Here is a 13,466-nt window from a genome sequence, read left to right as displayed (position 1 = left end):
TTATGCAAGGGATAAGTGCACATGACGCAAGCCAAGCTGGATCTGAACCTGATGGTCGCGCTCGACGCGCTGCTGACGGAGGAGAGCGTGAGCGGCGCCGCCCAGCGGCTGCATCTGTCCAGCCCGGCCATGAGCCGTACGCTCACCCGGATCCGCAAGGCGCTCGGCGATCCGGTCCTGGTGCGCTCGGGGCGGGCGATGGTGCCGACCCCGCGGGCGCTCGCGCTGCGCGCCGAGGTGCGGGAGATCGTCGAGCGGGCCCAGGTGGTCTTCACCCCCGTCGGCGCACTCGAACCGGCCACGCTGGAGCGCACCTTCACCCTGCTGGCCGACGACGCACTGCTGACCCTCATCGGGATGGGGCTGTTGGAGCGGGTGCGGCGGCTGGCGCCGGGGGTCTGTCTGCGGCTGATCCCGGAGGGCCCCGGGGACTCGCTCGCGCTGCGCGAGGGCGGGGCCGATCTGGAGTTCGGGGTGATCAGCCGGCCCGCCCCCGAGACCCGTGTCGAGGAGCTGTTCACCGATGACAACGTCGGCGTGGTGCGGCGCGGCCACCCGCTCCTGGACGAGGAGGTGACACCGGAGCGGTTCGCCGCCGCCGACCACGTCACCCCGTCCCGGCGCGGCAGACTGTACGGCCCGATCGACGAGCGGCTTGCGGAACTCGGGCTGCGGCGCCGGGTGGTCGCCTCGGTGCCCACCTTCTCGGCGGCGCTGATGGTGGCGGCGGGCACCGATCTGGTGGCGCGCGCCGCGCGGCGGCTGCCGGAACCGCAGGTCGAGCGGTTGGGGCTGGTCACCTTCGAGATCCCGCTGGAGCTGCCCCGGCTGCCGATCTGCCAGGCGTGGCATCCGCGGTTCGAGGCGGATCCCGGACACATCTGGCTGCGTCGCTGCGTCCGTGAGATCGCCGGCGAGTTGGGGTGAGCGACCTGCGCGCGGAGGGCGATCCGCGCCCCACTGTTGACATGATCTTATCAAGTCGCCACAGTGCAAGGGAGGTTAGGAAAGGTTCCTAACAAAGGGGTGTGTCATGCGTAAGCGACTCGCGTTCGCGCTCGCCGGCGCCGGTCTGCTGGCCGTGTCCGTCACCACGGGCGCCGGTGCCGCCACCCGGGGCCCGGCACCGGCCCCCAAGTCGGCCAATGAAGGCACGGTCACGGCGGCCCAGTTGCTCGCCAAGGTGCAGGGCTGTTCGCAGATATCCAACGGCAAGTACCGCACCGACGACGAGACTTCGGCCACCATCCCGGTCTGCGGCGCCAACGGGGCGGTCTTCTGGAAGGCCGATATGGACATCGACTGCGACGGCCAGGTCACCTCGCGGTGCAACGGGGACACCGACCCGTGGTTCCAGGACGACACGGCCTTCCACCAGTCGGACGGCAAGCCGCTCATCGCCGACAAGCTGCCGTACGTGGTGGTGCCGAGCACCAGTTCCATCTGGAACTACAGCCAGGCGGGCATCAAGGGCGGCGGCGTGGTCGCCGTCATCTACAACAACAAGGTGGAGTACGCGGTGGTCGGCGACACCGGCCCCACCAAGATAATCGGCGAGGCGTCCTACGCGACGGCCAACGCCCTGGGGATAGACCCCGACCCGGAGAACGGCGGCACGGACTCGGGTGTGACGTACATCCTCTTCAAGAACTCCTCGGTCTCCCCCATCGAGAACCACGACAAGGCGGTCTCCGTGGGCGACGGCCTGGCCAAGCAGTTCATCCAGAACAACTGACCCCTCCCCCGGCGCAACCACCGGCCACCGGTCAGGCGTGCCATTGTGCGGAAGCGTGGCCCTGGGCATGATCACAGATCATGCCCAGGGCCGATCCGACGACCGCCGGGGGACACGTCATGCCGCAGGAGCCGCCCACATCCAAGGATTCCGCCTCTCGCCCGCGGCGGTGCGTCCACCAGCTGTACGAGGACCACGCGCGGCGCACACCCGACGCGGTCGCCGTCATATCGGGTTTCCAGCAGCTGACGTACCGGCAACTGGACGAGCGGGCCAACCGGTTGGCGCGCCATCTGCGGGAGGCGGGACTGCCGCGGGGCGGGCCGGTGGCGGTGTGCCTGGGCCGCGACGCCGAGGTCCTGACCGCGATGCTCGGGGTGCTCAAGGCGGGCGGGGCGTATGTGCCCGTGGAGCCGAGCGCCCCGCCGTCGGTGCTGCGGCAGGTCCTCGCGGACCCGGGGCTCTTCGCCGCGGTCACCTGGGAGTCGCTGCGGGTCATGGTGTCCGACACGGTCCGCTCGGGCCGGCCGGTGATCTGCCTGGACACCCAGGCCGAGGCCATCGCCGCCCGGTCCGGGGAACCGCTCGACGCCGGTGTCGGCGTCTCGGACCTGGCATGTGTGCTGTATACGGCCGGCACGGTCGGGCGGATGCCCCGGGGCGTGCTGATCGAACACCGCACCCTGGTGAGCGCCAATGAGGGGTGGCGGGTGGTGTACCGCCTCTCCCCCGCCGACCGCCATCTTCAGACCACCCCTTCGGAGTTCGCCGGATTCACCGCCGACTGGGTCCGCGCGCTGTGCTCGGGCGGCACACTGGTGCTGGCGGGCCGGGACGAGGACCTGGACCGGGCGGGCGACGCGGCCCCGCTGCACCGGTTGCTCGTCGACCGGGAGGTCACCGTCGTGGCCTGCGACGTTCCCACCATCCGCGGCCTGCACCGGCATCTGCGCTCGCAGGGCGCGGATCTCGCGGACGTCCGGCTGATCGCCGTCTCGGGCGACAGCTGGTACCTGGACGAGCAGCAGGACCTGCGCCGGACCCTGGGGCCGCATGTGCGGATCCTGAACGTCTACGGCGTGACCGAGGCCGCCGGATCGGGCACGTACTTCGAACTGCCCGACCGGCCCGCGGTCACCGAGCACCCGGAGCGCGTCTCGCCGATCGGCACGGCCTTCCCCGGCGCGGCCGTCGCGGTGCTCGGCCGGGGCGGGGCGCCCGCCGCCCGGGGCGCGCGGGGCGAACTGGGCATCAAGGGCCCGGTCCTGGGCCGCGGCTATCGGGACGGCTCCGCGTTCAAGTCCGGTCGGTTCCTGCGCACCGGCGACCTCGGCCGGGTGCGCGACGACGGAGGGCTCGAACACCTCGGCCGAGTGGCCTCGCACGCCGACGCCGAGGCGGTGCTGCGCGGGCATCCATCGGTCGGGGAGTGCCTGGTCACCACCGTCGAATTCGGCAAGGGCCGGAAGACCCTGATCGCCTACGTCACCGCCGTCGAGGGTGGCGAGGTGGACTGGAACGAACTCCGGCTGTTCCTGTCCACCCGGCTGCCGTCCGCCCGGGCCCCGCAGACGCTGGCCCAGGTGGCCGCACTGCCCAGAACGCGGTCCGGCAAGATCGACCGGAGCGGCGTTCCACTGCCGGCGCAGCGCGATGCCACACGGCGCGCGTCGGGCGGGAAGGGGGGCCTGTCGGCCGACGGAGGTGAAGGGGGCGGCATATGGAGCGGCATCGCGGGGATCACGGCGCTCTTCTCCTTCCTGTCCTGGGTGCTCACCGACGCTCTGTGGCCGTATTCGACCGATCTGTCGCTGGTTCCCCAGCCCTGGGCAGCTCTGTTCACCGGGCTGTACGTCTGTGAGTCGCTGGCCTTCGGGCTGGGGATGGGATTCCTGTTCTGCGCGCGGCCGTTGGTGGCCCGCCACGGGCGCTCCCCCGCCCTGACGAGCGCCGCGCACCTCGCGGTGGCCTGGCTGCTGATCGCGTGGTGGCCGCAGGACAACTACTACCGGCTCGCGGCCAAGACGGACTGGGCGCGGCAGGCCGCCCTCGTCTACGTCTTCAACGTCACGCTCATGATCGCCGGCGCCGTGCTCGTCGCGTTCGTCGCGGCGAAGCCCCGGAAGACGGATCCGATGCGCTGACGCCGGTGTCCAGGAACATCCGGCCCAGGGCCTCGTTGGCCGAGCGCACCACCGCCTCCGCCGCGTCGAGGGCGCCGGTCGTACGGGCCGCGAGCGCCACGCCCACGTAGGGGTCCGGCTCGAAGGCCGCGGTCACCACGGTCGGCAGCAGCGTCACCCCGAGCGAGCAGCACCGGCGGGACACCTCGCGGAGGTGGTCGGCCAGCGCCGCGGCCGGGAGCCGGGAGCCCAGCGGCAGCCGGTCCAGGGTCCGTACGAGGGGCCGGCCGCCCTGGAGCCGGGCCAGCCTGGCCTGGATCATCAACGCCACGGCCGGCCCGGTGAGCCGGAGGTTGATCTCTACGGGGGCGAGCCGACCCGCCCGGTCCATGACGAAGTCGACGTCGTACCAGCCCCGGTAGCCCTCGGCGGCCAGGGCCCGGCCCACGGCCGTCGCGAACCGCTCGGCGACCGCGGCGGGTGCGTCGGGGACGGCCCCCGGGCCGACCGTGACCCCCTGGTAGCTCGTCCCGTCGATGTCCATCACGCCCACGCCGACGGGGTGCACGGCGCCTCCGTCGTCGACGAGGGCGTCGAAGGTCAGGTTCCGGAGGGGGCCGGAGCCGTGGACGTACTCCTCGATCAGCACGGCGCCCCGGGCCAGACGTTTGGCCAGGGCCTGGGCGCCGCCGGCCGCGGCGATCCGGCCGGGCGTCACCACGGTGGTCCCGTAGCCGCCCACCCCGTACTCGGCCTTCACCACCGCCGTGGCGCCGGCGGCGGCACGGGCGGCCAGCGCGCGGGCGGCCCCGCGACGCGATGTCACGCGCTCCTGCGCGGGGACGACGATGCCGGGGTGGGCCGGGGCCAGCGTGCAAAACAGCCGGTGGGCGGCCGCCTTCGACTCATAACGACGCGTCACGTGCAGCGCTTGGCCAAGTCCGTCCGGCCCGACATCGGACCCGGGCCCGGGCCCGGCCGTCGGCTCAGGCGGGGCGAGCAGCCGCTCGGACTCCGGAGTGCGGCCCCAGGTGATCACCGGCAGCCCGGACCGCCGGATCCGCTCCAGCAGCGCCGGCCTGGACCGCAGCGCCTCGGCCACCCCGCCGTCCTCCCCCGCGACCGAGCCGTACACCGCGACGTCCTGCCACTCCAGCACGCGCGACAGCTCGCGCACCCAGAAGTCGTCGGCCTGCCGCGGGAGCACGAGAATCCGCGGGTCGGTGCTGTAGAAAGCGGCCAGGCAGGCGTAATGGCCCCCGGCGCGCCGCACCGCGGGCGAGCCGCCGGCGAACTGGGCGTTGAAGTCGCCGACGTTCCCGATGTGCACGGCCGGTGCCCCGCCGGTCCACGCCGTCACCCAGGAGGGCTCCGGCAGTCAGGGCCAGGCGGCCAGCAGCGGCAGCGCCCGGCCCGGTATGGATCCGGACGGCGTGTCACCGATCCGCTGTGCGCCCATCGCCAGATAGAAGGGCTCGGCGTAGGGGTCGGCCCCGATGGTCAGCCGTGTGAAGCCGAGCCGGCCCGCCTCCCGCAGCACATGCCGGTACAGCAGGCGGCCCACTCCTCCGCCGATCGCGTCCGGCTCCACGAACAGCATCCCCAGCTCGCCCTCGGGACCGTCCCCCTCCAGGGTGGCGAAGCCCAGGATCCGCCCGTCCTGCTCGGCGACCGTGGTCCGACGGGCCGCCACCTCGCCAGGATGCAGCCGCAGTTCCTCCCGGCAGGCGGCCAGGAACGCCTCGTCGTACCCCCAGTGGCCCTTCGATCTGAGCGCCAGTTCGCTCAGCGCGTCCGCCTCGTCCTCCCGCGCCGCCCGCAGCCGCCGCGCCGCGTCCGCGGGCTCGGCCGCCGCCCTCCCGGGCCGTTTACTCGCCATGTGCAGATCCTGCCATCCCGGGCGATGAGTTTCCCCGCATCGGCCGGTCTTCCAGGGAGAACGCACCGAGAGGAGGTGGACGTTGACCGCTCATGACGAGACGCCGGCGCCCCGCGGCCCGGGTCCCGAACCCGCCGACGGCCGTGGTGATCATGCGGTGCACGCCCCGGCCGTGCTGGTCCTGGACCCCGTGGTCCGCCGCGCCGTGGTGCCCGGGCTGTGCGCGCGCCTGCGCGAGCTGGCGTCGCACGGCGCGGGGACCGGTCCGGTCGTCGTGGACGTGGCCGCGGTGCGCACCCCGGACCTGGCCGTGCTGGAGGCGCTGGCCCGGCTCCAGCTCACCGCCCGGCGCCTGGGCAGCGGGATCCGACTGCGCGGCGCGAGCGGCGAGCTGCGGGCCGCCCTCGCCCGATCGGGCCTGGACAGCGTGGTGCCGACGGCGGACCTACCGGGCGGCGACGGGGTCCAGGCGGGCGGGCAGGCCGAAGAGCGGGAAGAGGCCGGCGGTGTCCAAGAAGGAGTTGAGCGCGGTGATCCGGCCGGCTGACACCTCGATGACCTGGAGCGCCCATGGCTCATGGCCGCCGTCCGAGGCGGGGCGGTACTGACCGAAGGCGGGCGAGCCGTTCGCCACCGTCGGGATCAGCCGTGAGCCGCAGCAGCCTATGCCCTTGCCCAGCAGCCACTGGCGGATATCGGCGTGGCCACGCATCCACAGCGAGTAGGGCGGCATCGACAGCGTCGCGTCCTCGTGGAGCAGGGAGGTGAGGGAGTCGAGGTCGTAGCGCTCGAAGGCGTCCACATAACGGGCCAGCAGGGCGCGCTGCTCCTCGTCCAGCGGCTGGATGGGGTCGGTGGCGCTGATTCCGCTCGTGGCGATGGTGGCCCGCGCGCGCTGCAGCGCGCTGTTGACCGACGCGACCGTGGTGTCGAGCAGCTCGGCGACCTCGGCGGCTTTCCAGGCCAGCACCTCCCGCAGGATCAGCACCGCCCGCTGCCGGGGCGCCAGATGCTGCAGGGCGGCGATGAACGCCAGCCGCACGGACTCCCGCTGGGCGGCCAGCTCGGCCGGATCACCGTCCTCCGTCACGATGCGGCCGTCGGGGGCCGGTCCGACCCACGCGGTCTCCGGCAGCGGCGGACCCAGCGGCGAGGAGGCCGTCGCCACGGCCGACAGATCCATGGGCCGGGCGCGGCGCTGGCTGCCGCCCAGCATGTCCAGGCATACGTTGGTCGCGATGCGGTACAGCCACGACCGCAGCGCCGACCGGCCCTCGAACCGGTCGAAGCCCCGCCAGGCCCGCACCATGGTCTCCTGCACGGCGTCCTCGGCCTCGAACGCCGAGCCCAGCATCCGGTAGCAGTACCCGGTCAGCTCCACTCGGTGCCGCTCCAGCTGCGGCTCGACCGCGGCCGCGCTTTCCGTCGCCGTCACGTCACTCATCTCAAGGCTCCCTGTCGACCCTCCGGCTATCCCTTGGTCGCAAGGTAGCGGCTGGGTCTGACAATCCCCCGTCGCCAGGCCCACCGCCGCCTTCCCCGCGGGCATACGGCGCAGGTGGGACGCGCAGCGGAGGAGGCTGCGGGGCGCATGGCTCAGCCGACGGGCCGGGCGCGGACCGCGGAGGAGTGCACCTGATGCCCGCCGCTGGCCAGCATCCGGACCTCGGCGCGGTCGCTTATCTCGGCCCGCACGATGCCGGTGTCGTCCGCGTAGACGGGGTGCCCTCCCGGTCCGCTGCTGTCCGTACGGTGCACCACCACGACGTCCTCGGCCACGTCCTCGGCGGCCTGGGCCGCGGCGTCCGGATGCACGAAGATCAGCTCATATCTCTCACGACGCGCCATGACACGCCCTCCTGCCACGCCATCCCGACCCACTCCCCAAACCGGGACATTCAACACTATCGAACGGGCCCGAACGCGCAAGAGCGCAACTGGCCAGAGGCTTCAGCTCCGGGATCCGTCAGCTTTGGGATTTGTCGTGCGGGGCGCGGGGCGGGCTCGGCAGCAGCAAGGCGGGGACGAGCGCCAGGGCGCAGAAGGCCACGACCCACCAGAAGGTGTCCGCGAACGCCTCGGCGGGGGCACCCGGCCGATCGGCCGTCCGGTGCGCCAGGATCGTGCCCAGAACCGCCGCGCCGACGGAGGCGCCCACGGTCTGGACCGTGGTGATGGCACTGGTCGCGCGCGGGATCGCGGCCGGCTCGAGGCCGTGGTAAGCGGCCGCCATCACCGGCACGGTGGCGGCGGCCGTGGCCAGGCCCCATACGAACAGCGCGGCGGACAGCAGCAGCTCGCTGGTGTCCGCGCCCATCCGGGCGCAGACCAGCGCGGCAGGCAGGGCGGCGGCGATCCCGGCCAGCACGACCGGGCGGGCGCCGACGCGGTCGGTCGCCCTGCCCACCAGCGGCAGGGCGACCATGGTGCCCAGGCTCTGCGGGATCAGCAGCAGCCCGGCGGTGAGCGCGCTGTGGCCGCGTACCTGCTGGTAGTAGAGCGGCATCAGGATCATGGCCCCGAAGATCGACATTCGGGAGAGGAAATTCAGCGCGGACGCGGCGGCGAAGGGCCGCCGGGCGAACAGCCGCGGGTCCACGACGGGGGTGCGGTGGGTGCGCAGCGCGTGCAGCGTGAACACGGCGAGCAGCACCGCTCCGGCGGCGGTGAACGGCACGCTGGTGCGGTAGAGGCCGTAGGTGAGCGCGGCGAGGGCCGGTGACAGCAGGGCGAGGCCCACCACGTCCAGCGACGACCCGGCGGCCGCGGGGCGCGGGGCGCGGGGAATGCCCCGCCAGGCCAGCAGGACGGCCAGCAGGCCGATCGGCACGTTGACGTAGAAGATCCATCGCCAACCGGGACCCTCCACCAGCAGTCCACCCAGCGGCGGACCGGCGATCGGGGCCAACTGCGCGGGTATCGCCACGACGCTCATCACCCGGCCGCGCCGCTCGGGCCCGGCGGCCCGGGCCAGGATGGCCATGCTCAGCGGCACGATCATGCCACCGCCGACGCCCTGGAGCACCCGAAAGGCGATCAGGCTGCCCGCCGACCACGCGGTGCCGCACAGCGCCGACCCGGCCGTGAAGACCGTGAGCGCGAACAGCCAGACGCGCTTGGCGCCGAAGCGCTCGATGGCCCATCCGGTGACGGGGATGACCATGGCGATGGCCAGCAGATAGCCGGTGCCGACCCACTGGATCACGGCCACCGAGGCGTCGAAGTCACGGGCGAGACCGGCCAGCGCGACGGTGACCATGGTCATGTCGAGCATGGAGGTCAGCGCGCCGACGACGACGATCGCGGCCAGCCGGAGCAGCGCCGCGTCGAGCCGCGCGGGGGCGCGGGCGGGTCCTGCGGCCGGGTCGGGGGAGTCGGGGGAGTCGGGAGATGCGGGAGGTTGGGACGATCGGTCACTCATAGCGAAGGAAACTACACCGTGCAGTGTAGCTCTGTACACTGCACCGTGCAGTTCCCTCGTCACGCACCGACCCGCCGCATCCGCGGCCCCAGATCAGGAGCGCCCATGCCCCGCCAGGCCCCCCTCCGCCAGGGCTCGCCCGAGAAGCGCGCCGCCATCGTCGCGGCCGCGCTGCGGATCTTCGTAAGCGAGGGGTACGCGCGCGCGAGCATGGACGCGATCGCCGCCGGCGCGAAGGTCTCCAAGCGCACCGTCTACGACTACTTCGGCGACAAGGAACGCCTGTTCCTGGCGGCCATCGAGGAGACTGAAGCGGCGCAGGAGGAGGGCTTCCAGACACTGCTCGAGCAAACTCTGGACACCGTCGCCGTCACGGCCCCCGGCACCGCCACGACCGCCCAGGGCACCGGCGAGCAGAAGCCCGGGGCGGCGGAGCTGGAGGCGGCGCTCACCGCGTTCGGCCGGGAGTTCGCGACCGCCGTCCTGCGGTCACCCGTACGGGCGGCGCTGGTCCGGCTGATCAGCGCCGAGGCCGGCCACTTCCCCGCCCTGCGGCGCCGCGCGGGCTCGGTGGGCCACGCACAGCAGGCCATCGCCGAGCGGCTGGAGCGGTACGCGGGAGCCGGACTGCTCGACATCGCCGACCCGGTGGAGGCCGCCGAGTACTTCGGCCTCCTGGTCACCGGCCGGGTGAACAACCGCTCGCTGTTCGGCACCGTGGAGGTCGACGACGCGCTGATCGACGAGCTGGTGGCCGGCGGGGTGCGGTTCTTCCTGCGCGCGTACGCACCCGGGCCCCGCCCCTGAGCGGGATCCCGGGCCGAGCGACGCGCGCCCACATCGGCGGGGGACCCACAACCGCCGGTCAGCCCGGCGCGCGGGAGTGCGAGGCCGGGTTGCGGCGGATGAGAACGGTGCCGTACGCGACGAGCCAGACGACCCACATCAGCCAGCCGACGAGACCGAGCAGGCCCAAGGGGCCGGCGTGGTCGATGACCAGGGGGACGAGGGTGGCCGAGCCGAACAGCAGCACGGCCGACAGCAGCCCCAGGGCGCCGTGCCACGACCGGATGAGCCCACCGCGCAGACCGCCGACGGACAGGCCGACGAGGGCGAGGGCCAGGAAGGTGCCGTTGAGGGTGAACAGCGCGTCGTGGAACGCCCACAACCCCGAGGTCGCGTCGGCGTGGCCGCCGGCCGTCGACGCGAGCGCGAGGCGCAGCGCGATGACCCCGGCGAAGGCGGCGTTCTGCAGCACCAGACCGGCGAAGCCGAGCAGCGACCACGCCTCGCCCCGGTCGCGCTCGGACCGCCACAGCGCGGATACGGCGCCCGCACCGAACAGCGTGGCCAAGGCCCAGGCGGCGGGGGTGAGCGCGGACCCGACGCCGACGATGTCGGCCTTCGCACTGAAGAACGCGTCGACCTCGTCCACGTCGGCGCCGGTGAGGGGCATACCCGCGGGCACCTGGAGCACATTGGCGAACACGATCAGGAAGGCGAAGCCGAGGGCGGCGATGCCGCTGAGCCGGGAGAAGCCCATCGTCGGCCCAGGGGGCGGCTGCCGTAGTTGACGTATCATGTATTCATTATAAGCAGCGTAAAATCAAGTGGAGCAAGAGTGGGCAGGAGAGGCAGGCCATGAGCGCAGAGCCGGGCCGGCGCCGCTATGACTCGGTGCGCCGGACGACGCAGGCACAGCAGACTCGCGCGGAGATCGCCGACGCCGCGCGTCGGCTGTTCGTCTCGCAGGGATGGGCGGCGACCACCGTGCGGGACGTGGCGCGTGAGGCGGGGGTCTCCGTGCCGACGGTCTACACGGCGTACGGGAACAAGACGGGGCTCACCCGGGCCCTGGCCGACGCGGCCGATCTGTCCGCCGACGCGTCGCGGATGCTCGCGGAGTTGGAGGCCCCGGCGGCCGGCCCCGCCCGGCAACTCGCGGCGATGGCCGGCTACGACCGGCGGCTGTTCGAGCGCGCGGGCGACGTCATCGCGCTGGTGCGGGAAGCGGGACGCGTCGAGCCGGAGTTGGCGACGGTCTACCGGGACGGCCGCGCGCGGGGCGATGAGACCCGGGTACAGGTGTTCTCGTCCTGGCCGGCCGGCGTCCTCCGGCGCGGCCTGGACGTACGGTCAGCGGTCGATGTCTACGCGGCGCTCTGCAACATCGACGTCTACACCGTGCTCACCGGGGAACGCGGCTGGTCACCCGACCGGGTCGAGCGGTGGTGGGGCGAGGTGCTGGTACGGGAACTGCTCGACTGAGCTCCCTCTTCCGCCTTCGCCCACCCGCGCTTCAGGAGCCGTGAAAGCGGCGGTGCAGTTCGTGTACGCGCTCGGCGAGGGCGGGGAACGGGCCCTCCACCACGGCGCCCGGGACGACCTCCTGGATGGACAGGGTCCGTACGGGAGGGGCCGGGACCCCGAGGTCGGTGAGCCAGGCCGCCAGCTGCCGGGAGGAGCTGGCATACACGATGCGGCCCAGCCCGACCCAGCCGTGGGCCGCGGCACACATCGGACAGTGCTCGCCCGAGGTGTAGACGGTGGCCGCGGCGCGCTCCTCGGGGGTCAGATTGGCCGCGGCCCAGCGCGCGATCTCGAACTCGGGGTGGCGGGTGTGGTCGCCGCCCGCCACATGGTTGTGGTCCTCGAAGAGGACGGCCCCGTCCGCGGCGACGAGCACCGAACCGAACGGCTCGTCGCCCGCTTCCAGGGCCTCGGCCGCCAGCTCCACGCAGCGGCGCAGATGGCGCAGATCGGCGTCGTTCGCCATGGTGGCCTCCCCGGGAAGTGATCTTCACGGCATGCTAAAGCCTCGCCGCGCCCGAACGCATCCATGGAAGAGGCCGACCCATCCGCGTAAGAGGCCGGACAGGGGTCAGGAATAATCCCGGCCCATCAGCCCGGCGAATTCGTCCGGGTCGGCGTCGAATCCCCGGATCCCCTCGTGGAATTGCCACTCCCCCGAATCGTTCCGGATGAATTCGGCGATGGTCGCGGCCTTGGCACCGAGCGCCCCGACGAAACCGCTGTTCACCAGTTCGGTGATCCCGTCGGCTATCCGGAAGCTGCAGTTGGTCACGTCGCCGAAGGTCTTGGGACCGCCACCCTGCTGGATGGCCACGCCCACGATCACCCGGGTGTAGGAGGGGGACAGCCGGTCCAGCTCCAAGGTCATGACCTCGTCGGCGCCGAGGCCCTGGCCGGTCTGGCTGTCCCGGTTGAGGGTGATGGTGCCGTCGGGCGACCGGCGGTCGAAGTGCACGAGGTAGGCCGGTTCGCCGTACGGGTCCGCCGCGGTGTAAGTCCCCGCGATGATGTCGAGATCGTGGGCCGGCTGCCCCAGCGGGCTGGGGTCCCACTTGAGCGCCACCTGGACTTTGCTCGGGCCCTTGTTGAGACCGGTCACCTGACTCCCCTTTCCGGAATTGATCCGAACAGAATTCCCGCCTGCCCGGATCCTGCTGCCTCAATCCCGCTGCACATCAATGGAGTTGGGATTTTATCAGCGGCATCCGACAGGGACGGCGGGATACGGGGGGCAAGGCGGCCGGGCCCGCAACGCCCGCCCCGCCCGGCACACCCGCACCAGACGGGACCCGCCCGTACGCGCGGGACGCGCCGGTACGGGAATCAGTGACCGCCGCCGGCCGGGCTCCCCATGCGGCGAAGCTCATGGCGCAGCCGCACCAGCTCACCGTGGCCATCCGCCGAATATGACCCGGTCAACCGCCCCGCCTTGTAGAGCTTGAGCCGGTAAGGGATGGCGCCGGCCAGCCGGAGCACGACCACGAACGGGGCCAGCAGCAGCCGCAGAAGAAGTTCGGCCAGCCAGAAGGGCAGCATCACCACGAAGACAAGCAGGAAGGGCAGGGCGATGATCGCGGAGATCGGGTCGTCGCCCAGACCGCTCGGGGCGTGCTCGAAGGCTACTTCCGGTTTGACCCACCGCGGCCAGGCCAGCCTCTGCTGTCGCAGCCGCCACTTGGTTCCGGATTCATCTTTCCAGCGCACCCGGGCACCCTATATGCCACGCCCCGCCGGGCCGTGGCCGGGGCGTCCCTTCTCTTGGCCGAATCAGCCCGTTCATCGAATGGAAATCGATGATTGACGCACGGATGAGGATTCTGCCCTTGTTTGTCGCGAGCGAACCGTTCGCCCACATCGGCCGATTCGGCGTGATCACCGCCCCGGCGGGCGCTTCGCTCTTGACGTTCCATCAGGTCCGTCGTCTAATTTCATGCCTCGCGCCGCCCCGGGCGGAATTCCGAAGCCGTACCTTCGGGTCCACGTGCCGGGAATGAT

General features: G+C 72.3%; 15 protein-coding genes. 6 read left to right on the top strand and 9 right to left on the bottom strand.

Going from position 1 to position 13,466, the window contains the following annotated elements:
- Positions 1 to 21 precede the first annotated feature (21 nt).
- The 3 genes from ACFV2X_RS29150 (at position 22) to ACFV2X_RS29140 (ending at position 3,879) form a co-directional block, all read left to right on the top strand.
- Positions 22 to 927: a LysR family transcriptional regulator gene (locus ACFV2X_RS29150; RefSeq protein WP_385621924.1), complete on the top strand. Its 906-nt coding sequence runs from the start codon at positions 22 to 24 to the stop codon at positions 925 to 927.
- Positions 928 to 1,033: 106 nt separating this feature from the next.
- Positions 1,034 to 1,735, top strand: coding sequence for a glycoside hydrolase family 75 protein (locus tag ACFV2X_RS29145; protein ID WP_089505499.1), 702 nt, complete (start codon positions 1,034 to 1,036; stop codon positions 1,733 to 1,735).
- 80 nt (positions 1,736 to 1,815) lie between these two features.
- Positions 1,816 to 3,879: an AMP-binding protein gene (locus ACFV2X_RS29140; RefSeq protein WP_385621922.1), complete on the top strand. Its 2,064-nt coding sequence runs from the start codon at positions 1,816 to 1,818 to the stop codon at positions 3,877 to 3,879.
- Here the strand turns inward: ACFV2X_RS29140 and ACFV2X_RS29135 are convergent.
- Both ACFV2X_RS29135 and ACFV2X_RS29130 read right to left on the bottom strand, forming a co-directional pair.
- The gene (locus ACFV2X_RS29135; RefSeq protein WP_385621920.1) at positions 3,809 to 5,218 is read right to left on the bottom strand and encodes a hypothetical protein; all 1,410 of its coding nucleotides are present in this window, start codon (positions 5,216 to 5,218) and stop codon (positions 3,809 to 3,811) included. The genes ACFV2X_RS29140 and ACFV2X_RS29135 overlap by 71 nt on opposite strands.
- 18 nt (positions 5,219 to 5,236) lie before the next feature.
- Positions 5,237 to 5,737: a GNAT family N-acetyltransferase gene (locus ACFV2X_RS29130; protein ID WP_385621917.1), complete on the bottom strand. Its 501-nt coding sequence runs from the start codon at positions 5,735 to 5,737 to the stop codon at positions 5,237 to 5,239.
- A gap of 82 nt (positions 5,738 to 5,819) precedes the next feature.
- Here ACFV2X_RS29130 and ACFV2X_RS29125 point away from each other — a divergent pair, with 82 nt between their 5' ends.
- On the top strand, positions 5,820 to 6,284 hold the full coding sequence (locus ACFV2X_RS29125; RefSeq protein ID WP_385621914.1) for an STAS domain-containing protein: 465 nt from the start codon (positions 5,820 to 5,822) through the stop codon (positions 6,282 to 6,284).
- Here ACFV2X_RS29125 and ACFV2X_RS29120 read toward each other — a convergent pair.
- From ACFV2X_RS29120 to ACFV2X_RS29110, 3 genes are all read right to left on the bottom strand, one after another.
- Positions 6,183 to 7,181 (bottom strand): sigma-70 family RNA polymerase sigma factor, encoded by a 999-nt coding sequence (locus ACFV2X_RS29120; RefSeq protein WP_385621912.1) that lies wholly within the window; start codon positions 7,179 to 7,181, stop codon positions 6,183 to 6,185. The two genes, ACFV2X_RS29125 and ACFV2X_RS29120, sit on opposite strands and share 102 nt — an antisense overlap.
- A gap of 152 nt (positions 7,182 to 7,333) precedes the next feature.
- Positions 7,334 to 7,585: a DUF6296 family protein gene (locus ACFV2X_RS29115; RefSeq protein WP_385621910.1), complete on the bottom strand. Its 252-nt coding sequence runs from the start codon at positions 7,583 to 7,585 to the stop codon at positions 7,334 to 7,336.
- A gap of 118 nt (positions 7,586 to 7,703) precedes the next feature.
- The gene (locus tag ACFV2X_RS29110) at positions 7,704 to 9,158 is read right to left on the bottom strand and encodes an MDR family MFS transporter (protein ID WP_385621907.1); all 1,455 of its coding nucleotides are present in this window, start codon (positions 9,156 to 9,158) and stop codon (positions 7,704 to 7,706) included.
- Between the two features lie 105 nt (positions 9,159 to 9,263).
- Here ACFV2X_RS29110 and ACFV2X_RS29105 point away from each other — a divergent pair, with 105 nt between their 5' ends.
- Positions 9,264 to 9,965: a TetR/AcrR family transcriptional regulator gene (locus ACFV2X_RS29105; protein ID WP_385621905.1), complete on the top strand. Its 702-nt coding sequence runs from the start codon at positions 9,264 to 9,266 to the stop codon at positions 9,963 to 9,965.
- 58 nt (positions 9,966 to 10,023) lie between these two features.
- On the opposite strand, the gene ACFV2X_RS29100 is transcribed toward ACFV2X_RS29105, so the two are convergent.
- Positions 10,024 to 10,740 carry a 2-oxoglutarate/malate transporter gene (locus ACFV2X_RS29100; RefSeq protein WP_385621903.1) on the bottom strand — a complete coding sequence of 239 codons (717 nt, stop codon included), beginning with the start codon at positions 10,738 to 10,740 and terminating at the stop codon, positions 10,024 to 10,026.
- A gap of 59 nt (positions 10,741 to 10,799) precedes the next feature.
- Between ACFV2X_RS29100 and ACFV2X_RS29095 the strand changes: the two genes are divergently transcribed.
- Positions 10,800 to 11,426 carry a TetR/AcrR family transcriptional regulator gene (locus tag ACFV2X_RS29095; protein WP_385621900.1) on the top strand — a complete coding sequence of 209 codons (627 nt, stop codon included), beginning with the start codon at positions 10,800 to 10,802 and terminating at the stop codon, positions 11,424 to 11,426.
- A 31-nt stretch (positions 11,427 to 11,457) separates the two neighbouring features.
- On the opposite strand, the gene ACFV2X_RS29090 is transcribed toward ACFV2X_RS29095, so the two are convergent.
- The 3 genes from ACFV2X_RS29090 to ACFV2X_RS29080 all read right to left on the bottom strand — a co-directional run bounded on the left by ACFV2X_RS29090 (position 11,458) and on the right by ACFV2X_RS29080 (position 13,175).
- Positions 11,458 to 11,934, bottom strand: a complete 477-nt coding sequence (locus ACFV2X_RS29090; protein ID WP_385621897.1) for a nucleoside deaminase — start codon at positions 11,932 to 11,934, stop codon at positions 11,458 to 11,460.
- Positions 11,935 to 12,039: 105 nt separating this feature from the next.
- On the bottom strand, positions 12,040 to 12,594 hold the full coding sequence (locus ACFV2X_RS29085) for a TerD family protein (RefSeq protein ID WP_385621957.1): 555 nt from the start codon (positions 12,592 to 12,594) through the stop codon (positions 12,040 to 12,042).
- A 200-nt stretch (positions 12,595 to 12,794) separates the two neighbouring features.
- Positions 12,795 to 13,175 carry a hypothetical protein gene (locus tag ACFV2X_RS29080; RefSeq protein ID WP_089505489.1) on the bottom strand — a complete coding sequence of 127 codons (381 nt, stop codon included), beginning with the start codon at positions 13,173 to 13,175 and terminating at the stop codon, positions 12,795 to 12,797.
- Between the last annotated feature and the right edge of the window lie 291 nt (positions 13,176 to 13,466).

The sequence above is a fragment of the Streptomyces sp. NPDC059679 genome, from assembly GCF_042734105.1.
Taxonomy (GTDB): domain Bacteria; phylum Actinomycetota; class Actinomycetes; order Streptomycetales; family Streptomycetaceae; genus Streptomyces.
Note: the sequence above shows the minus strand (reverse complement) of the source record. Positions and strands in the feature narration are given on the sequence as shown.